Raw genomic sequence first — 20,082 nt, forward strand, 5'->3', positions numbered from 1 at the left:
CGGATTACGGTGCCGGCATTTCACCTTTGGCAATGAGGTCTGCGTCGGATCCCGGCGGTGGCGCGGGCAATGCCTTGATGTCAAAGTAGTAAACCGGAGCGGGCGCGCCGCCAAGACCAATGCATCCCCGGCTGCAATCGCGCAGGCCCGATACGTTGGGCGCGCGTGGCCTGCCATCGTCGGTTGATTTTGCGCCGTCGGTTTCGCCGCGCAATGGCAGGCGTTCTCGCTCGCTCGCCTCCTTGCCGCCGCACACCACAATCGTGCCGTCTGACCGTTGCATGGGGCGACAGCGTTCAGCCTGCCGCCCGGTCAACAACCTTTGCGACATTGCAGCATCATCCTGTGGTGTCGAAGCGCCGGGCAGTGCCGGGCCTTGGACCGCAACCGCAGAATCAGACTGCGCTTGGGCAAATGCGGGCACAATGGGTGTCATCGCCGCAAAAAGAAGCGCAATGCTTGCCAGAACTTTAACTCTGTGTCTCGACAAGACCCTGCCCTCGCGTCTACTGCCTTTGGTCATACCCACGTCACCTGAGCCACGTATTTATTGCTCAGTCTTAAATTGATGTTCACGCATACGTTTGCATAGTCAAAGGCCTGCGTCGACCCGGTACTGCCGGTTTGACCCTGCACAATGGCTGAACATACGGCCTGCGTGAACATTCCGCGCTTAGACCTATAGGGAGCCATCGTGACCGACCAGCCCAAAACCCCCGCCCCATCAAAAGTCCTTGACCGCGTTCTTGTGCTTGAAATGGTCCGTGTGACCGAAGCCGCCGCGATTGGCGCATCGCGCCTGATTGGCCGTGGCGATGAAAAGGCCGCTGACGCTGCGGCTGTTGAAGCCATGCGCGCTGCTTTCAACGAACTGGAAATGGACGGCACCGTCGTCATCGGCGAAGGCGAGCGCGATGAAGCGCCGATGCTGTACATCGGTGAAAAAGTTGGCGCGGCACCAGGCCGTGGCCCCAAGATCGACATCGCGCTTGATCCGCTGGAAGGCACGACCATCACCGCCAAGGCTGGCCCCAACGCGCTTGCCGTGCTGGCCGTTGCCGAAGAAGGCGGCCTGCTGAACGCGCCTGACGTATATATGGACAAGCTGGCGGTTGGCCCGGGCTATCCTGAAGGCATCATCGATCTCGACAAATCGCCGACCGAAAACGTCAGGGCGGTGGCTGCTGCCAAGGGCGTTGAGCCCGGCGACATCATCGTTTGCGTGCTGGATCGCCCGCGCCATGCGGCACTTATCGCCGAACTGCGCTCGCTTGGCTGCGGCATCTCGCTGATTCCGGACGGCGATGTGGCTGGCGTGATTGCCGTCACCAATGACGATACCGGCATCGACATGTACATGGGTACAGGCGGTGCGCCTGAAGGCGTGCTTGCCGCCGCCGCGCTGCGCTGTGTCGGAGGCCAGTTCAAGGGCCGCCTGCTGTTCCGCAACGATGACGAAAAGCAGCGTGCCTACAAGTGGGGCATCGAAGACCTGAACAAGCAATATGACTTGATCGAACTGGCCAAGGGCGATTGCATCTTTGCCGCAACGGGCGTGACCGATGGTTCGCTGCTGGATGGCGTCAAAGTCCACAAAAACGGCGTGATGACCACGGAAAGCGTCGTCATGCGCGCATCATCCGGCACTGTCCGCTGGGTCAAGGGTGAGCATCGCCGGGGACGTTGATCCTCGCCAAACCCTTTAACGAATAGCCAAGCCCGGCGTGCCTTCTGGTCCGCCGGGCTTTGTTTTTGGTCAGCCCGCAGCAAGGGCTATGCGTTGTGCGGGCCGGGCGTTTTGAAGCGCGGAGTTGCGGCGCATTCCTTCAGGATTGGCGACATGCGCGGGGCGAGTGTCATGCTCGCGCGTGCGAAAGGACGAGACCAGTTGCGTCAACCGTTCTGCCTCGGTCGACAGACTGTGTGTTGCGGCAGATGATTGTTCGACCATGGCGGCGTTGGCCTGTGTCATCCGGTCCATGTCCGCCACCGCCAGATTGACGTTGCCAAGACTTTCGGCCTGACTGCTGGCGGCCTGCGCGATGCGCGTGATCAAGGCGTCAACTTTGGCAACCTGATCGACAATACCGCCCAATCGTTCTCCGGTTTCACCAACCAGACTGACGCCCTGGCCCACTTGCGCCGTGCTGGTTTCGATCAGAACCTTGATGTTTTGGGCTGCATCAGCCGATCGTTGGGCCAAGGCGCGCACTTCGGTGGCGACGACCGCAAAGCCTTTGCCCGCCTCACCTGCGCGCGCAGCCTCGACACCGGCATTCAAGGCCAACAAGTTGGTTTGGAAGGCGATTCCATCAATGACGGTGATGATCTGGCTGATTTCTTGTGCCGACGCCTCAATCGCCGCCATCGCCGCGACAGAGCGCCGCACCACTTCGCCGCCTTCGCTGGCCTGGCGGTGCGTGGCGTTGATCGTTTCCTGCACACTGCGCGCACCGTTCGCGGTGTCACGCACACTGGCGGTAACCTGGCTCATCGAAGCGGCCGTTTGCGCAAGGCTGGATGCCTGCTGTTCATTCCGGAACGCAAGGTCATCGCTGGCGGCACGAATCTCGGAAATGGCTGCGGTCAGGCTGGCCGATCCGACGCGCACTGTACGCAAGGCCGCTGCGAGGGAATCAACCGCAGAATTGTAATTCAACCGCAGTTCTTCGTAACCTTCGGGGAAGGCCTGGTCGATGCGGTATTCAAGGTCTTGTCGTGCCATGCAATCAAGCCCTGCCGACAGGGCGGACACGACGACTTGCTGATCATGCGAGGCGGTCTGACGCGCAATGCCGTTGCTGCGGAAGACCGCCATGGCGCGGGCCATTATGCCAATTTCATCATCGCGGTCAGGTGCTGTCGCCACCTCGCTGTAATCCCCATCGGCCATGCGCTGCATCGTTTCAGCCGTTTCGACCAGCGGGGCTACTACGCGGTTGCGGATCATGCGCGATGCGGCATGGATCAGCCCGATCAGCGTCAAGGCAAGGAGCGAGAAACCCCCGATCAGAAAGGCAACGACGGTATAGGCATAGTCCATGAGATCGGCACGGTAAGCGCCCGACTTCTCGACCAGGCGTGCGACGGCGGCGTGCTGGCTTTTGTAGGCAGGCGTCAGTTCTGCGGCATGAACTTGCGCCATCGCCGCGACATTCCCGGCTTTGAGCGCAGGGATAAAGCGGGCATCGATCGCGGCCCAGAATGCATCTGCAGTGCCAATGGTTGCCGAGACTTGTTCGCGCAGCTCATCCGGGACCGGCGCGTCCTTCCAATAGGCCTTGCGTTGCAAGAACAGCGCGTGTTCCTCTTCAAGAGCCGTGAGCGCCTCTTTGGAATGTGCAGGATCAGCCAGAACCCACGTCGTATGCAGATAGGGCTCCACCACAAAGGCCGGTGGCGGCAAAATATCGGCGAGCAATTCGTCCTGCAGAAGGTTTTGCCGGTGCAGCGGGCCGCCAAAGCGGATGTAGCCAATACCCACTGACGCCAAGACGATTGCCATGACGAGCAGGCCGATGACCAGCTTGGCCCCGCGCGATGTCTGGTCCTTGATCATGCGAAAAGCGCTCCATGCCGCCCGTATTCGACCAGCATAGTTAACGAGACACAGTTAATTCCTGTGTTCCGGAGGCATTCGCAAAACCCCGATAGTATTACCGCGTGTGGCTGCAAAAGAAAAACCCCGCCGGATCACTCCGGCGGGGCCTTCTATTGGGCTAAGCTGACGAAAAGGCTCAGGCCTCGTCGTCGCCCTTGATCAGATAATCACCGGCATCGGCGTCAAGGCCGTGGGTTTCACCTTCAACAGCGGCCAGCGGATCATCGCCAATGGCAGCTTCAGGGCCTTGCGCCAGTTCGGCGGCGTGCTCTTGTGCAGCCGTCTTTGGCGCGATCAGCGATTCCTGAAGCTTGCGGTACGAAGCGCGCAGTGCCGCATCGCGCGACGTTGCCGCAACGCGCATGCGGTTCATGCCCGCACCGGTCCCTGCCGGGATCAGGCGACCAACGATCACGTTTTCCTTCAGGCCGATCAGCGAGTCCGTCTTTCCTTCAACCGCCGCCTGCGTGAGCACGCGGGTGGTTTCCTGGAACGAGGCTGCCGAGATGAACGAACGCGTCTGGAGCGATGCCTTGGTGATGCCCAAAAGCACCGGCTTGCCTTCGGCTGGCGCGAAGCCTTCCTCAAGCTTGGCGTTCACTTCAAGCATTTCTTCCAGATCGACCTGTTCACCGGCCAGCAGGGTGGTGTCGCCACCGTTGGTGATTTCAACCTTCTGCAGCATCTGGCGAACGATCACCTCGATATGCTTGTCGTTGATCTTCACGCCCTGTAGACGGTAAACTTCCTGAATTTCTGCAACGAGGTATTCGGCCAGAGCCTCAACGCCCATCACTTCAAGAATGTCATGCGGGTCAGGCGAACCCGAGATCAGGTTATCGCCCTTCTTGACATAGTCGCCTTCCTGCACGTCGATCACGCGGCTCTTCGGCACCAGATACTCGACCGGATCACCCTCTTCCGGGATAATCGCGATCTTGCGCTTGGCCTTGTAGTCACGCACGAATTCGATGCGCCCGGCAATCTTGGCGATGATCGAATTGTCCTTGGGCTTGCGCGCTTCGAACAGTTCGGCAACGCGCGGCAGACCGCCGGTGATGTCGCGGGTTTTCGCAGCTTCGCGCGATGCACGAGCCAGAATTTCACCCGCTTCGACGCGCTGGCCATCTTCGACCGAGAGCGTGGTGCCCACCGCCAGAAGGTAGCGTGCTGCTTCACCTGAATCGTCATCAAGCAGGGTCAGACGAGGACGCAGGTCCTCCTTTTTGCTGCGGTTGATCGAACGGTTTTCGGTGATGACGCGGCTGGTCATTCCCGTGGCTTCGTCGGTCTGCTCGGTCAGGGTCTTGCCATCGACAAGGTCCTGATAGCGCACGATACCCGGCTTTTCGGTGATAACCGGCGTGGTGAACGGATCCCACTCGGCCAGACGATCACCCTGCGAAACGGTTGCGCCGTTTTCATGGATAAGGTGCGTACCGTAAGGAACACGGTGGATCGCGCGTTCGCGGCCATCGGTATCCATCAGCACGATTTCACCGTTGCGCGCCAGCGACAGACGACGGTTGCGCTTGTCAGTGATCGTCGGGATATCGCGATAAACCACGGTACCATCGCTGATCGCTTCCAGATGCGACTGTTCGTTCACCTGCGCTGCACCACCGATGTGGAAAGTACGCATGGTCAGCTGCGTGCCCGGTTCACCGATGGACTGGGCAGCGATAACGCCGACAGCTTCACCGATGTTGACAGGCGTACCACGCGCCAGATCGCGACCGTAGCACTTGCCACACACACCCTGTGTTGCTTCGCAGACCAGTGGCGAGCGGATGCGCGCCGACTGGAAGCCAGCGGCTTCGATGCGCGTGATCGCAGGCTCATCGAGCAGATCGCCCTTGAACGCCACGATTTCACCGGTCTTGGCTTCGACAAGGTCTTCGGCCAGCGTGCGGCCAAGGATGCGTTCGCCAAGCGAAGCGATGGTCGCGCCGCCCTGAACGATCGAGCGCATTTCCAGCGCGCGTTCGGTGCCGCAGTCTTCTTCGATCACAACGCAGTCTTGCGACACGTCGACCAGACGGCGGGTCAGGTAACCCGAGTTTGCCGTCTTGAGCGCGGTATCGGCAAGGCCCTTACGGGCGCCGTGCGTGGAGTTGAAGTATTCAAGAACGGTCAGACCTTCCTTGAAGTTCGAGATGATCGGCGTTTCGATGATCTCGCCCGAAGGCTTGGCCATCAGACCGCGCATACCGGCAAGCTGCTTCATCTGCGCTGGCGAACCACGCGCGCCCGAGTGGCTCATCATGTAGATCGCGTTAATCGGCTTTTGACGGCCGGTTTCGGGATCGATCGGTGAGGCCTTCAGCTCTTCCATCATGGCGTTGGCCACCTGATCGCCGCAACGGCTCCAGGCGTCGATCACCTTGTTGTACTTTTCCTGCTGGGTGATCAGACCGTCCTGATATTGCTGTTCATAGTCAGCCACCAGTTCCTTGGTTTCATCAACCAAAGCGTCCTTGCTGTCAGGGATGATCATGTCATCCTTGCCGAACGAGATACCGGCCTTGAACGCGTGGCGGAAGCCAAGGCTCATGATCGCATCGGCGAACAGGACGGTGTCCTTCTGGCCGGTGTGACGGTACACTTCGTCGATCACGTCGCCGACGTCTTTCTTCGTCAACAGACGGTTGACGACGTCGAAGGGCACCTTGAAGTTCTTGGGCAGGCATTCGCCGATCAGCATGCGGCCCGGCGTTGTTTCGAAACGCTTGAGGTACTGCTTGCCGTTTTCATCAGTCTGCGGAACGCGGGCGATGATCTTGGAGTGCAGCGTTACCGCCTTCACTTCCAGCGCCTGATGCACTTCGGCCATATCGGCCAGCATCATGCCTTCGCCCGGCTCGCCTGCGCGGTCCATTGAAAGGTAATAGATGCCCAGGACCATGTCCTGCGAAGGCACGATGATTGGCTTGCCGTTGGCTGGCGACAGGATGTTGTTGGTCGACATCATCAGCACGCGCGCTTCAAGCTGGGCTTCCAGCGAAAGCGGCACGTGGACGGCCATCTGGTCACCGTCGAAGTCGGCGTTGAAGGCCGAGCAGACCAGCGGGTGAAGCTGGATCGCCTTGCCTTCGATCAGGACGGGTTCGAACGCCTGAATGCCAAGACGGTGAAGCGTTGGCGCACGGTTGAGCATCACAGGATGTTCGCGGATCACTTCGTCCAGGATGTCCCAGACTTCCTTGCGTTCCTTTTCGACCCACTTCTTGGCCTGCTTCAGAGTCATCGACAGACCCTTGGCATCGAGCCGCGCATAGATGAACGGCTTGAACAGTTCGAGCGCCATTTTCTTGGGCAGACCGCACTGGTGCAGCTTCAATTCAGGCCCGGTCACGATGACCGAACGGCCCGAATAGTCGACGCGCTTGCCCAGAAGGTTCTGGCGGAAGCGGCCCTGCTTGCCCTTGAGCATGTCGGACAGCGATTTCAGCGGACGCTTGTTGGCGCCCGTGATCACGCGGCCGCGCCGGCCGTTGTCGAACAGCGCATCGACGGCTTCTTGCAGCATGCGCTTTTCGTTGCGGACGATGATGTCCGGCGCGCGCAGTTCGATCAGGCGCTTGAGACGGTTGTTGCGGTTGATGACGCGGCGATAGAGATCGTTGAGATCCGATGTGGCGAAACGGCCACCGTCCAGCGGCACCAGCGGGCGCAGTTCTGGCGGGATGACCGGCACGACATCAAGGATCATCCATTCAGGACGGTTCCCTGAATCGATGAACGATTCCACGACCTTGAGGCGCTTGATGATCTTCTTGGGCTTGAGTTCGGACTTCGTGGTCCGCAGCTCTTCCATCAGATCGTCACGCTCCTGAACCAGATCGAGGTTCATCAGCATGTGCTTGACCGCTTCTGCACCGATACCGGCAGAGAAGGCGTCTTCGCCATACTCGTCCTGCGCGTCGAGCAGTTCGTCTTCGGTCAGCGTCTGGTACTTTTCAAGCGGGGTCAGGCCCGGCTCGGTAACGACATAGCTTTCGAAGTAGAGGATGCGCTCAAGGATCTTGAGCTGCATGTCGAGCAGCAGGCCGATGCGCGAAGGCAGCGACTTGAGGAACCAGATGTGCGCGACAGGCGCGGCCAGTTCGATGTGGCCCATGCGCTCGCGGCGCACCTTGGTGACGGTAACTTCGACGCCGCACTTTTCGCAGACGACGCCCTTGTACTTCATGCGCTTGTACTTGCCGCACAGGCATTCGTAGTCCTTCACCGGACCGAAGATGCGCGCGCAGAACAAGCCGTCACGCTCAGGCTTGAACGTGCGATAGTTGATGGTTTCCGGCTTCTTGATTTCGCCGAAGGACCAGCTGCGGATACGCTCAGGCGAGGCGAGACCGATCTGGATCTGGTCGAACGTCTCAGGCTTGGCAATCTGGTTCGTGAATTTGGAAAGTTCGTTCATTTTTTCGCTCCATTCCCCTCCCGCTTGCGGGAGGGGTTAGGGGAGGGCTTGTTCATCCGGTGGAGTGCGTGCCCTAACAGGCCCTCCACCGACCCCTCCCGCAGGCGGGAGGGGAGAAATCGGATTGCCTTACTCGGCAGCCTGCGCGAAATCATCGTCGTCGGTGTTATCCAGCGATGACAATTCGACGTTGAGGCCCAGCGAGCGCATTTCCTTGACGAGCACGTTGAAGCTTTCGGGAATGCCGGCCTCGAAGGTGTCGTCGCCCTTGACGATGGCTTCGTAGACCTTGGTTCGGCCGACGACATCGTCCGACTTGACCGTCAGCATTTCCTGCAGCGTGTAAGCCGCGCCGTAAGCCTGAAGCGCCCAGACTTCCATTTCACCGAAGCGCTGGCCACCGAACTGCGCCTTACCGCCCAGCGGCTGCTGGGTGACGAGGCTGTACGGCCCGATTGAACGCGCGTGGATCTTGTCGTCAACAAGGTGATGCAGCTTGAGCATGTAAATGATGCCCACAGTCACCTTGCGGTCAAACGCTTCACCGGTGCGTCCGTCATAGAGCGTTGACTGGCCAGACGTGTCGAGACCTGCCTTGATCAGCATCGCCGTCACGTCGCTTTCACGTGCACCGTCGAACACTGGTGTGCCCATGGGAACGCCTGCCTTGAGGTTTTCGGACAGTTCGACGATTTCCTGCGTGGTGCGGGCGTCGATTTCGGCGTGATAATTCTCGCCGTAGATGTCCTTGAGCTTGTCGATCAGCGCCGTTGGCGGGGGTGCCGCCTCTGGATCCGGGTTGGCATGACGCCATTCTTCAAGCTGATGCGCGATCTGCTGGCCAAGACCGCGCGCGGCCCAACCCAAGTGCGTTTCGAAGATCTGCCCGACGTTCATGCGCGAAGGCACACCCAGCGGGTTCAGCACGATGTCAACATGCGTACCATCTTCAAGGAACGGCATGTCTTCGACCGGCAGGATGCGCGAGATGACACCCTTGTTGCCGTGACGGCCAGCCATCTTGTCGCCCGGTTGCAGCTTGCGCTTCACCGCCACGAAGACCTTGACCATCTTCAACACGCCCGGAGCCAGCTCGTCGCCGCGCTCCAGCTTTTCCTTGCGATCCTCAAACTTCTCCTGGATCGACTTGACGGTCGCGTCATACTGCGCCTTGACCGCTTCCAGCTGCTGCTGGCGCGCGTCATCGGCCACGGCAAACTTCCACCATTCATAGCGCTCGACATCGGCGAGAACCTGCTCGTCGATCTCGATGCCCTTCTTGATGCCCTTTGGCGCAGCGGCGATGGTCTGACCCAGCAGCATGTCGCGCAGGCGGTTGAAGGTGGCGCGATTGAGAATGCCGCGTTCGTCTTCACGGTCCTTGGCGAGGCGTTCGATTTCCTCGTTCTGGATCGCACGCGTACGGTCATCGATTTCGATACCGTGGCGGTTGAACACGCGCACTTCGACGATGGTGCCGGCAACGCCCGGAGGCAGACGCAGCGAGGTATCGCGGACGTCCGAAGCCTTTTCACCGAAGATCGCGCGGAGCAGCTTTTCTTCCGGCGTCATTGGCGATTCACCCTTGGGGGTGATCTTGCCAACGAGGATGTCACCGGGGTGAACTTCTGCGCCGATATAAACGATGCCCGCTTCGTCGAGGTTGCGCAGGGCTTCCTCGCCGACGTTGGGGATATCGCGCGTGATGTCTTCTGGCCCAAGCTTGGTATCGCGGGCCATCACTTCGAATTCTTCGATGTGGATCGAGGTGAACACGTCGTCTTTAACGATGCGTTCGCTGATCAGGATCGAATCTTCGTAGTTGTAGCCATTCCAAGGCATGAACGCGACGAGGGTGTTGCGGCCCAGCGCCAGTTCGCCCAGCTCGGTCGAAGGACCGTCGGCCAGAATGTCGCCCTTTTCAACGACATCGCCCACCTTCACCAGCGGACGCTGGTTGATGCAGGTGTTCTGGTTCGAACGCTGGAACTTTTGCAGGGTGTAGATGTCCACACCCGACTGGCCGGCTTCGATATCGCCCGATGCACGGATCACGATACGCGTGGCATCAACCTGATCGACGATACCGCCGCGCAGTGCGCCAATCGCAGCACCCGAATCGCGCGCCACGGTTTCTTCCATGCCGGTGCCGACAAACGGTGCGTCGGCCTTGACCAACGGCACAGCCTGACGCTGCATGTTCGAGCCCATGAGTGCGCGGTTGGCGTCATCGTTTTCCAGGAACGGAATGAGCGATGCTGCAACCGAAACCAGCTGCTTTGGCGAAACGTCCATCAGCGTGACGGTATCGCGCGGCGCCATGACGAATTCGCCGTTTTGCCGTGCCGAAACCAGTTCTTCCACGAACGAACCATCACTGGTCAGTTCTGCCGAAGCCTGTGCCACGGTGTGCTTCTGCTCTTCCATTGCGGAAAGATAGACCACATCCTTGGTCACCTTGCCGTCGGCAACCTTGCGGTATGGCGTTTCGATAAAGCCATACTTGTTGACGCGCGCAAAGGTGGACAGCGAGTTGATCAGACCGATGTTCGGGCCTTCCGGCGTTTCAATCGGGCAGATACGGCCATAGTGCGTGGGGTGAACGTCGCGGACTTCGAAGCCTGCGCGTTCACGCGTCAGACCGCCTGGGCCCAAGGCCGAAACACGGCGCTTGTGCGTCACTTCGGACAGGGGGTTGGTCTGGTCCATGAACTGCGACAGCTGCGACGAGCCGAAGAATTCACGCACCGCGGCCACTGCTGGCTTGGCGTTGATCAGGTCGTTCGGCATGACGGTTGATACGTCAACCGATGACATGCGTTCCTTGACGGCACGTTCCATGCGCAACAGGCCGACGCGGTACTGGTTTTCCAGCAATTCGCCCACCGAACGCACACGACGGTTGCCAAGGTTGTCGATGTCATCGACTTCGCCCTTGCCGTCCTTGAGGTTCACCAGTTCCTTGACCACGGCGAGAATATCGTCGGTACGCAAGGTGGTGACTGTGTCTTCGCAATCGAGGCTCAGACGCATGTTGAGCTTGACGCGGCCCACAGCCGAAAGGTCGTAGCGGTCAGGATCGAAGAACAGGCCTTCGAACAGGGCTTCGGCGGTTTCGCGCGTTGGCGGTTCACCCGGACGCATGACGCGATAGATATCGGACAGTGCGTGATCGCGGTCAGGCGATTTATCAGCCTTCAGTGTGTTGCGGATCCAAGGGCCTGTCGTGACGTGATCGATATCGAGCAGTTCGAGCTGATCGATACCGACGCGGTCAAGCACTTCAAGGTTTTCAGGGCCGACTTCATCGCCCGCTTCAATCCAGATGCGACCGGTTGATTCATCGATCAAATCCTTGGCGGCATAGCGGCCAAAGATTTCCTCGGTCGGGATCAGCAGTTCGGCAAGGCCGTCCTTCAGCGCCTTGTTGGCGGCACGTGGGGAAATCTTCTGGCCTGCGGCGAAGATGATCTCGCCCGACTTGCCATCGACGATGTCGAAGGTCGGCTTCGTACCGCGCCACTGTTCGAGCACGAAAGGAACCTTCCAACCGGATTCGGCGCGGGTCCAGGTGACGGTTTCGTAGAAGTGATCGAGGATCTGGTCGTCGGCAAGGCCCAGCGCGTGAAGCAGCGCGGTGACCGGCAGCTTGCGCTTGCGGTCGATACGGACGTTGACGATGTCCTTGGCGTCGAATTCGAAATCGAGCCACGAACCGCGATAAGGAATGACGCGGGCAGCAAACAGGTACTTGCCCGACGAGTGCGTCTTGCCACGGTCATGATCGAACAGAACGCCCGGCGAACGGTGCATCTGGCTGACAATGACGCGTTCAGTGCCGTTGATGAAGAACGTGCCGTTTTCGGTCATGAGCGGAATGTCGCCCATGTAAACGTCTTGTTCCTTGATATCGATGAGGCTCTTCGTCTCGGTCTCGGAGTCCACTTCGAAGGTGGCGAGCTTGAGCGTGACCTTCATCGGCGCCGCATAGGTAATGCCGCGCTGGCGGCATTCGTTCACGTCGTACTTGGGCGATTCAAGGACGTAACCGTCCTTTTCCTTGATATCGAGGCTGGCGGTGCCGGCGAAATCGCCAATCGGGAAGACCGAACGCAGCGTCTTTTCGAGGCCCGAGACATAACCCGTCGACGGGTCTGACCGCAGAAACTGCTCGTATGATTCGCGCTGGACTTCGATCAGATTTGGCATCTGCACGACTTCGTGAATATCACCGAAGATCTTGCGGATACGCCGTTTCACACCGGGACGACCGGGAGCTTTTGTAGCCATGAAGGTTACGAGCCTCTTTCAAGTACTATGCCGGAAAACCGGCGGAAATCTGCCACGCGCAGCGTGTGGCGCCACCAAACAGTAAAAGGCCGCACAGCGCACAATCATCCGAAAAACGGAGACCATGGCCCGCAGCCTTTTGCGTCAGATGGATTGCCCGGCCGCTTCCTTCCGTGGCCTTCCCCTGCGCATGGGACGGCCTTGCTCGAAGCGAGGACAGACGGTGCGTATAGGCTTCACCCCCGCCCAAGTCAAAGCGTCGTTGCGGCTTTCCGCACCAGCACCGTGCCTCAAATCGCTCTCATATCGTTTTTCGATATTATTGATTGACGATAAATCGAATCGGATTTATTGAATATCAATATTGACCATATCGGAGAACGATCAATGTGCCGCACCCTGAACCAGACCGCTGCTGCGATCCTTTCGCTGCTGCTGGCCACCATGCTGTGGCTGCCGCCGGTCGGGATCGGGCGCGATACGTCAGTCTCTGCGCAAGGTCCGGTCACGGCCACTTACGCGCTTCCGCTGGCAGCCTGATCGTCAGAACAAAAAGGAGAAGACCCATGTCCACATTCCGTAATGACCCGCTCCTTGGCATCGCCAAAGCGCTGCTGACTTTCATGATGGTCATATTCGTCATCGCCATTGTCGCCCTTGGCCTTGGTGCGGCGATCATGATTGCGGTGAAAGGCGCGGTGATCAGCAAGCTTGTCGAAAATGGCGCATCGCCGGACGCTTTCTGGGCAATCCTGCTTTTGCTGCCACTGCTGGCCGTGATGATGATGCTGTCATTCCGGTTTGCCAAAACCCTGCGCGCAATTGTGCGAACCGTTGAAACGGGCGATCCCTTCATCCCCGACAATGCCGACCGTTTGCGCCAGATGGCGTGGCTGACGTTGATCATGCAGATTGCGGCAATTCCTGTCGGCGCCATTGCCGCCTGGATCGAGAATGCGACCACGCAACTGGGCGAGGTGGAGATTGTTTCGGACATATCGGCCAACGGCTTTATCCTGGCGCTGGTCCTGTTCATCCTCGCCCGCGTTTTCAAGACCGGCGCGCAGATGCGCGAAGACCTTGAAGGGACCGTGTGATGCCGATCAACGTCAAACTCGACGACCTGTTGCACGCGCGCCGCATGACCTTGACCGAACTGGCCGAGCGGATTGATCTGACGCTTGCCAATGTCTCGATCCTGAAAACCGGAAAGGCCAAGGCCATCCGCTTCTCTACGCTAGAGGCAATCTGCCGTGAACTGGACTGCCAGCCAGGCGACGTACTGGGCTTCGAACCCGAAGCAGACCCAGCAAACGGTTGACTTGCAGGACCGAATCCGCCAGAGGCCCGCCAGATCGGTGGGCCTCTTGAGGTGTATCGATTATCCGTCCGAGACAGTTGGTGTGCAGGGTTTGCCTGCACTTAATGTCCAGCCAAGGCGGGGAAATGAGTTTTCACGGCCCTATCGCTCCTGAGAAGGAACGCCAAGTGCCGCAAGCGTCTGCTTTTTCAAGCAGCGCACCTCCTTCCCTTGTCAACGGACTCGCCGGTGCTCTTTGGGGCACCGTCAAACGTAGCCGGCCGTCCGGGGATCATCCCCTTGCGGCCATAGTGAAGGAGTTAGGCATGGATCGTTCGCAGAAAGCCGAATCGGTCGCATTCCTTAACGGCGTCTTTTCCGAGGCCGGCGCGGTGGTTATCACCCGCAACCTCGGCATGACAGTGGCCCAGTCCACCGTCCTGCGTAACAAGATCCGTGAAGCGGGTGCTACCTACAAGGTTGCGAAGAACAGTCTTGCCAAGCTTGCCGTCGCGGGCACCGATTACGAAGGTCTGGGTGACTTGTTCACTGGTCCTACCGCAATCGCGGCGTCCGCCGATCCGGTTGCTGCCGCCAAGGCAGTGGTCGAGTTCGCCAAGACCACCGACAAGATTGAAATTGTCGGCGGTGCAATGGGTTCGCAGGTCCTCAACGAAGCCGGTATCCGGGCACTTGCCACGATGCCAAGCCTCGATGAACTGCGCGGCACGCTCATCGGCCTCATTCAGGCTCCGGCCACGAAGATCGCCCAGCTTACCACTGCTCCGGCAGCCAAGCTGGCCCGCGTCTTCGGTGCTTACGCCAAAGAAGCCGCATAAGACTGTTCGATTTCTCGCCGATGGCTTTGCCGTCGGACCAAAACAAATCAGGAGTGAATTATCATGGCTGACATCGCCAATCTCGTCGCCGAACTGTCGAAGCTGACCGTTCTTGAAGCCGCTGACCTTGCCAAGGCTCTCGAAGAAGCATGGGGCGTTAGCGCCGCTGCTGCTGTTGCTGTTGCTGCGGCTCCTGCCGCTGCTGCTGAAGCTGCTGAAGAGAAGACCGAATTTGACGTGATCCTCACCGGTGACGGTGGCAAGAAGATCCAGGTCATCAAGGAAGTGCGCGCTATCACGCAGCTCGGCCTGACCGAAGCCAAGGCCCTTGTCGAAGCAGCTCCTAAGGCTGTCAAGGAAGGCGTTTCGAAGGCTGAAGCCGAAGACATCAAGAAGAAGATCGAAGAAGCCGGCGGTACGGTGGAAATCAAGTAATCTTCTCTACCAGTTTCACGGGTGTCTTGAAGCGCCCGTGGATGGAAAGGGCGGGGCCTCGGCTCCGCCCTTTTTCGTGTCTGGCAAACTGTCAGGCAACGACATCAGCGTCCGGCGCAACCGGTACTGTAACCCGCACTGATAATCCGCCGCCCCGCGCCCGACCGAACGCAAGCGCACCGCCAAAGCGTTGGAGCAGCCGGTGCGCGGTGGGGATGCCAAGGCCAAAGCCTGCGGTATCGCGGGCGCGCGCTTCATCGACGCGGTAAAACGGCGCAAGGATGCGTTCGAACTGGTCTTCGGGAATGCCGGGTCCGGTGTCCTCGACCGTGATTGTCCAGCGTCCATTGGCATCAGCCATCACGCCCACATCGGCAAACCCGCCATAATGGATGGCGTTCTCAACCAGTGCGCGCAGCACCAGCAACAGCGGTTCGCGATAGGTTTGCACGACGGCCCCTTCTGCGACTTCCAACCGTGCCTGCCCCGGAAATATGCCGCCCAGCAGATCCCCCACGGCAAGGCCCAGATCAACCGTTTCGGGCGCGGCGGTCAGATGCTGCGCCCGCAGGTACTGTTGAAGCGACATCAGCATCGCTTCCATTTCCATCGTGCTGTCGCGCACCAGCCCGGCAATTTCATCATCGTCAATCAAATCGGCGGCAATCGTCACGCGGGACAAGGGCGTGCGCAGATCATGGCTGATCGCCTCGAATGACCGGGCCTGATCTTCGAGCATGGCCGCGATGCGCGCCTGCATTGCGTTCATGGAGCGCGCCAGACTGCGCAAATCATCGGGCCCGCTTTCGTGCACAGGCACAAATTGCCCCTGCCCGATTGCATCGGCAGCATCGGTCAATTCGCGCAACGGGCGCGTCATGATCCGCAACGACCATAGCGCCAGCGCAAGGCAAAGCCCCGCCGTCACCAACGTGAGCACCGTGGCGCGCAAGGCAATCGGCCAGCTTGAACTGATATCGCGCGAACGGAAGTTCAGCCAGCGCCCGTCAGCCAGCCGCATGGCCCCGACCAAATCACGATAGCCGCGCCGCGACGGTTCAATGCCCAGCAACAGCGCCTCTGCGCCAAGCGTGGGTTCCCAGTGCAGAATATGGTCGCGGATTTCACCAACCGCCGCATCTTGCGGTCCGGGCGCCACATGGGGCTGGTCTGCCAGAACCACTTCAAGGTGACCCGTGGACATGGTTTGAGCCAGCGTTGCCGGGGCGACAGCGTGCATCCGCTGGCTCACCACCAGCAATTCCGCCACGCGCCGTGCATGGTCTTCGCGCAGAGTCTCTTTATCAATAGCGTTATAGAACAACAGGCTGGCCACTGCCTGCACTGCCGCAAGCAGCAGCAGCAGCGTGGCAGCGCGCACCGCCAGGCGTGATAAGTTTGGCCTGTGGCGCAGCGGCTTGTTTTTGCGCTTACGTAAGGCCGGTTCGGGCATGCCTTCCATTATCGAACGCTGTCACTGCTTTGTCCTTTGGTCAACCTACGTCATGGCTTGGACATGTTTTGTGTCGAAAGGGGTATGATCAACTTGACGGCGCGCTCTTTCCACAAGCAATGGGCAGCCCTATGGCGCGACACTTGATGTTTGAAAAGCCACCCTTGCGTTACACCGATGAACTGCGCGCGATGCTCCGCCTCGCCGCGCCGCTGGTGGGTGCAAACCTGCTGCAGATGGCCGTGTTCGCAGTTGACGTGGTGTTTGTGGCGCGGCTTGGGCCGGTAGCGCTGGCCGCCGCGTCATTATCCGTATCGTTGTTCGGGCTGCTCATCTGGAGCCTCTCGGGCCTTGTCGGCGCAGCGGCTCCGCTGGTAGCAGCCGAACTCGGCCAGCGCCGCCATGCGGTCCGCGAGGTGCGCCGCACTGTCCGCATGACAGGGTGGGCAGGCTTGCTGGGCGCGATTGTGGCGATGGGCGTGTGCCTGCTGGGCGAACCGCTGATGCGCATCACCGGCCAGCAGGAAAACGTCATCGCCTTGGCTGTGCCGTTCCTTGGCGTGCTGATGTGGGCGGCGATCCCCGCGACATTTGCCGCCTTGTTGCGTACATTCGTGGCCACGATGGGCCGCCCCGCCATTGGTACCGCGATCACCGGCATGGCTGTCGTGGTCAACGCGCTGGGCAACTGGTTGTTCGTATTCGGCAATCTGGGAATGCCGGAAATGGGCCTGACCGGCTCTGCGCTATCCAGCGTGGTCACAACTTGCGCGATGCTGGTGGCCTATGTGGTCGTCATCCGTACAGACCGGCGTTTGCGGCGCTATCGCCTGATGGGCCGCTGGTGGAAGATGGAACGCAAACGCTTTGCCGATGTCATGCGCATCGGCCTGCCGATCACCGCCACAATCATTGCCGAGGCCGGCATGTTCAATGGCGCAGCGTTCCTGATGGGCCGCATTGGCGAGGTGGAACTGGCCGCACACACCGTCGCGCTGCAATTTGCCGCCATCGCATTCCAAGTTCCGTTCGGTGTTGCGCAAGCGGCCACGATCCGTGTCGGCCTTGCCTTCGGAGCGGCTGATAAGGCCGCGATTGCGCGGGTAGGCCGTGTCGCGGTTGTGCTGGGCATGGGCTTTATGGTGCTCACCGCCAGCGTGATGCTGTTTGCCCCGCGCCTGATCTTGCGCATTTATATCGATCCCGATGCGCCGCAAAATGCCGAGATGGTCAGGCTGGCGATCCAGTACATGGTCATCGCGGCTGCGTTCCAGCTGTTTGATGGCGCACAAGCCGTCAGCGCCTCGCTGCTGCGTGGGCTTCAGGACACGCGGGTACCGATGGGATATGCACTGTTCGGCTATTGGGTTCCCGGCATCGGTACGGCCCTGGGCCTCGGTCTTTATTCGCCGCTGGGCGGGCTTGGCGTGTGGATCGGCTTGATGGTCGGGCTGGTGGTTGTTGCCACACTCATGCTCTGGCGCTGGAAAAACCGCGAGAAGCTGGGCCTTCTGCCGATTTAAAATTTTCATTCATCTGCGTGAAAAGAATCTCGGCGATACCCATTGACGACCAACAGCGCTGTGCCCATATCCCGCTCGCTGGCACTCTCCCCCTGAGAGTGCCAAGCCCCATTTTTTAGTATGGAAGAGGGAGAAACCCATGTCATTCCGTCCGTTGCACGACCGCGTGCTGGTACGCCGCGTCGAAGCCGAGGAAAAGACTGCTGGCGGGATCATCATTCCTGACAGCGCAAAGGAAAAGCCAGCCGAGGGCGAAATCGTTGCTGTCGGCACTGGCGCTCGCGCCGAAAACGGCACGATCACCCCGATGGACGTCAAGGTCGGTGACCGCGTCCTGTTCGGCAAGTGGTCCGGCACCGAAGTCAAGGTTGGCGGCGAAGACCTGCTGATCATGAAGGAATCGGATGTCCTTGGCGTGATCGTCTGATCACCCGGACTTTCCGCCTGACCCATTCAAATCTTCAAAGGAAATCATCATGGCAGCCAAGGACGTAAAGTTCGGCCGCGACGCTCGCGAACGCATTCTGCGCGGCGTCGACATTCTCGCTGACGCAGTCAAGGTTACGCTCGGCCCCAAGGGTCGCAACGTCGTTATCGACAAGAGCTTCGGCGCACCGCGCATCACCAAGGACGGCGTCACCGTCGCCAAGGAAATCGAACTCAAGGACAAGTTCGAAAACATGGGCGCCCAGATGCTGCGCGAAGTGGCTTCGAAGGCCAACGACGCAGCCGGTGACGGCACCACCACCGCCACCGTACTGGCACAGGCGATTGTTCGTGAAGGCATGACCTCGGTCGCTGCCGGCATGAACCCGATGGACCTGAAGCGTGGTATCGATATCGCTGTCCTCAAGGTCGTTGAAAACCTCAAGGCACGTTCGACCCCGGTTACCGGTTCGGCTGAAATCGCACAAGTTGGCATCATTTCGGCCAATGGCGACGTGGAAGTGGGCGAAAAGATCGCCCAGGCCATGGAAAAGGTCGGCAAGGAAGGCGTGATCACCGTTGAAGAGGCCAAGGGTCTCGAATTCGAACTCGATGTCGTTGAAGGCATGCAGTTCGACCGCGGTTATCTGTCGCCCTACTTCATCACCAACCCTGAGAAGATGACGGTCGAACTCGAAAATCCGTACATCCTGATCCACGAGAAGAAGCTGTCGTCGCTGCAAGCGATGCTGCCGATCCTCGAAGCAGTTGTACAGTCGGGCCGTCCGCTTCTGATCATCGCAGAAGACATCGAAGGCGAAGCGCTAGCGACCCTCGTCGTCAACAAGCTGCGCGGTGGCCTGAAGATCGCTGCCGTCAAGGCACCGGGCTTTGGTGACCGTCGCAAGGCGATGCTGGGCGATATCGCCACGCTGACCGCTGGCGAAATGATCTCCGAAGACCTCGGCATCAAGCTTGAAACGGTAACGCTGGGCATGCTCGGTCAGGCCAAGAAAGTCACGATCGACAAGGACAACACCACGATTGTTGATGGTGCCGGTTCGGCTGACGAAATCAAGGGCCGCGTCGAGCAGATCCGTGCGCAGATCGAAGTGACCACTTCGGACTACGACCGTGAAAAGCTGCAGGAACGCCTTGCCAAGCTTGCTGGCGGCGTTGCCGTGATCAAGGTTGGCGGCGCTACAGAAGTGGAAGTGAAGGAGCGCAAGGATCGCGTTGATGACGCGCTTCACGCAACCCGCGCTGCAGTCGAAGAAGGCATCGTCCCCGGTGGCGGTACCGCGCTTCTTTATGCAACCAAGGCTCTTGAAGGCCTCAAGGGTGCAAACGACGATCAGACCAAGGGCATCGACATCGTGCGCCGCGCGATCCAGACGCCTCTGCGCCAGATCGCCACGAACGCTGGCCATGACGGTGCGGTTGTCGCGGGCAATCTGCTGCGCGAAAACGACGAAAATCAGGGCTTCAATGCCTCGACCGACGTCTATGAAAACCTCAAGGCCGCTGGCGTGATCGATCCTACCAAGGTCGTTCGCACAGCACTTCAGGATGCAGCATCGGTCTCGGGCCTGCTCATCACCACTGAAGCTGCGATCAGCGACCGTCCAGAAGACAAGCCTGCGATGCCACCAATGGGTGGCGGCATGGGCGGCATGGGTGGCATGGACTTCTAAGGTCCGACGCCAACTTCAAGCCAAACACGATCAGGGGCCGGAGGGGAAACCTTCCGGCCCCTTTTTTATGTTGAAAATTTTTATGAGTTAGGGAACCA

14 protein-coding genes are annotated in these 20,082 nt (G+C 59.7%); 9 read left to right on the top strand and 5 right to left on the bottom strand.

What is annotated here, in order from left to right; genetic code table 11:
* Nucleotides 1-4: 4 nt before the first annotated feature.
* Nucleotides 5-436, bottom strand: a complete 432-nt coding sequence (locus tag B7Y89_RS07300) for a hypothetical protein (protein ID WP_292937155.1) — start codon at nt 434-436, stop codon at nt 5-7.
* A gap of 258 nt (nt 437-694) precedes the next feature.
* Between B7Y89_RS07300 and glpX the strand changes: the two genes are divergently transcribed.
* Complete coding sequence (gene glpX / locus B7Y89_RS07305) at nt 695-1,687, top strand: class II fructose-bisphosphatase (protein WP_292937157.1); 993 nt, start codon at nt 695-697, stop codon at nt 1,685-1,687.
* A gap of 69 nt (nt 1,688-1,756) precedes the next feature.
* On the opposite strand, the gene B7Y89_RS07310 is transcribed toward glpX, so the two are convergent.
* From B7Y89_RS07310 to rpoB, 3 genes are all read right to left on the bottom strand, one after another.
* Nucleotides 1,757-3,559, bottom strand: coding sequence for a methyl-accepting chemotaxis protein (locus B7Y89_RS07310; RefSeq protein ID WP_292937159.1), 1,803 nt, complete (start codon nt 3,557-3,559; stop codon nt 1,757-1,759).
* 178 nt (nt 3,560-3,737) lie between these two features.
* A complete protein-coding gene (rpoC, locus tag B7Y89_RS07315; RefSeq protein ID WP_292937160.1) occupies nt 3,738-8,024 on the bottom strand; it encodes a DNA-directed RNA polymerase subunit beta' in 4,287 nt (1,428 codons plus the stop codon).
* A 129-nt stretch (nt 8,025-8,153) separates the two neighbouring features.
* On the bottom strand, nt 8,154-12,314 hold the full coding sequence (rpoB, locus tag B7Y89_RS07320) for a DNA-directed RNA polymerase subunit beta (protein WP_292937162.1): 4,161 nt from the start codon (nt 12,312-12,314) through the stop codon (nt 8,154-8,156).
* A gap of 387 nt (nt 12,315-12,701) precedes the next feature.
* Here rpoB and B7Y89_RS07325 point away from each other — a divergent pair, with 387 nt between their 5' ends.
* From B7Y89_RS07325 to rplL, 5 genes are all read left to right on the top strand, one after another.
* Complete coding sequence (locus tag B7Y89_RS07325; protein WP_292937164.1) at nt 12,702-12,854, top strand: hypothetical protein; 153 nt, start codon at nt 12,702-12,704, stop codon at nt 12,852-12,854.
* Nucleotides 12,855-12,880: 26 nt separating this feature from the next.
* Nucleotides 12,881-13,411, top strand: a complete 531-nt coding sequence (locus B7Y89_RS07330) for a DUF2975 domain-containing protein (protein WP_292937166.1) — start codon at nt 12,881-12,883, stop codon at nt 13,409-13,411.
* Nucleotides 13,411-13,635, top strand: a complete 225-nt coding sequence (locus B7Y89_RS07335) for a helix-turn-helix transcriptional regulator (protein ID WP_292937168.1) — start codon at nt 13,411-13,413, stop codon at nt 13,633-13,635. The genes B7Y89_RS07330 and B7Y89_RS07335 overlap by 1 nt, the downstream gene beginning before the upstream one ends.
* A gap of 305 nt (nt 13,636-13,940) precedes the next feature.
* Nucleotides 13,941-14,453 carry a 50S ribosomal protein L10 gene (rplJ, locus tag B7Y89_RS07340; RefSeq protein ID WP_292937169.1) on the top strand — a complete coding sequence of 171 codons (513 nt, stop codon included), beginning with the start codon at nt 13,941-13,943 and terminating at the stop codon, nt 14,451-14,453.
* A 63-nt stretch (nt 14,454-14,516) separates the two neighbouring features.
* A complete protein-coding gene (rplL, locus tag B7Y89_RS07345) occupies nt 14,517-14,888 on the top strand; it encodes a 50S ribosomal protein L7/L12 (RefSeq protein WP_292937171.1) in 372 nt (123 codons plus the stop codon).
* 91 nt (nt 14,889-14,979) lie between these two features.
* On the opposite strand, the gene B7Y89_RS07350 is transcribed toward rplL, so the two are convergent.
* On the bottom strand, nt 14,980-16,350 hold the full coding sequence (locus tag B7Y89_RS07350; RefSeq protein WP_292937173.1) for a HAMP domain-containing sensor histidine kinase: 1,371 nt from the start codon (nt 16,348-16,350) through the stop codon (nt 14,980-14,982).
* Nucleotides 16,351-16,487: 137 nt separating this feature from the next.
* Here B7Y89_RS07350 and B7Y89_RS07355 point away from each other — a divergent pair, with 137 nt between their 5' ends.
* From B7Y89_RS07355 to groL, 3 genes are all read left to right on the top strand, one after another.
* Nucleotides 16,488-17,864 carry an MATE family efflux transporter gene (locus B7Y89_RS07355; protein WP_292937174.1) on the top strand — a complete coding sequence of 459 codons (1,377 nt, stop codon included), beginning with the start codon at nt 16,488-16,490 and terminating at the stop codon, nt 17,862-17,864.
* Between the two features lie 139 nt (nt 17,865-18,003).
* The gene (groES, locus tag B7Y89_RS07360; protein ID WP_292937176.1) at nt 18,004-18,291 is read left to right on the top strand and encodes a co-chaperone GroES; all 288 of its coding nucleotides are present in this window, start codon (nt 18,004-18,006) and stop codon (nt 18,289-18,291) included.
* A gap of 49 nt (nt 18,292-18,340) precedes the next feature.
* On the top strand, nt 18,341-19,984 hold the full coding sequence (gene groL / locus B7Y89_RS07365; protein WP_292937178.1) for a chaperonin GroEL: 1,644 nt from the start codon (nt 18,341-18,343) through the stop codon (nt 19,982-19,984).
* The last annotated feature ends 98 nt before the right edge of the window (nt 19,985-20,082 follow it).

It is taken from the genome of Novosphingobium sp. 32-60-15, assembly GCF_002280675.1.
GTDB lineage: Bacteria > Pseudomonadota > Alphaproteobacteria > Sphingomonadales > Sphingomonadaceae > Novosphingobium.

Coding starts and splice junctions, on each gene's coding strand:
- B7Y89_RS07330 (WP_292937166.1), top strand. CDS start 12,881: ATGTCCACATTCCGTAATGACCCGCTCCTTGGCATCGCCAAAGCGCTG.
- B7Y89_RS07350 (WP_292937173.1), bottom strand. CDS start 16,350: ATGGAAGGCATGCCCGAACCGGCCTTACGTAAGCGCAAAAACAAGCCG.
- rpoC (WP_292937160.1), bottom strand. CDS start 8,024: ATGAACGAACTTTCCAAATTCACGAACCAGATTGCCAAGCCTGAGACG.
- rplJ (WP_292937169.1), top strand. CDS start 13,941: ATGGATCGTTCGCAGAAAGCCGAATCGGTCGCATTCCTTAACGGCGTC.
- B7Y89_RS07355 (WP_292937174.1), top strand. CDS start 16,488: ATGTTTGAAAAGCCACCCTTGCGTTACACCGATGAACTGCGCGCGATG.
- groES (WP_292937176.1), top strand. CDS start 18,004: ATGTCATTCCGTCCGTTGCACGACCGCGTGCTGGTACGCCGCGTCGAA.
- groL (WP_292937178.1), top strand. CDS start 18,341: ATGGCAGCCAAGGACGTAAAGTTCGGCCGCGACGCTCGCGAACGCATT.
- rpoB (WP_292937162.1), bottom strand. CDS start 12,314: ATGGCTACAAAAGCTCCCGGTCGTCCCGGTGTGAAACGGCGTATCCGC.
- B7Y89_RS07310 (WP_292937159.1), bottom strand. CDS start 3,559: ATGATCAAGGACCAGACATCGCGCGGGGCCAAGCTGGTCATCGGCCTG.
- B7Y89_RS07300 (WP_292937155.1), bottom strand. CDS start 436: ATGACACCCATTGTGCCCGCATTTGCCCAAGCGCAGTCTGATTCTGCG.
- B7Y89_RS07325 (WP_292937164.1), top strand. CDS start 12,702: ATGTGCCGCACCCTGAACCAGACCGCTGCTGCGATCCTTTCGCTGCTG.
- B7Y89_RS07335 (WP_292937168.1), top strand. CDS start 13,411: ATGCCGATCAACGTCAAACTCGACGACCTGTTGCACGCGCGCCGCATG.
- rplL (WP_292937171.1), top strand. CDS start 14,517: ATGGCTGACATCGCCAATCTCGTCGCCGAACTGTCGAAGCTGACCGTT.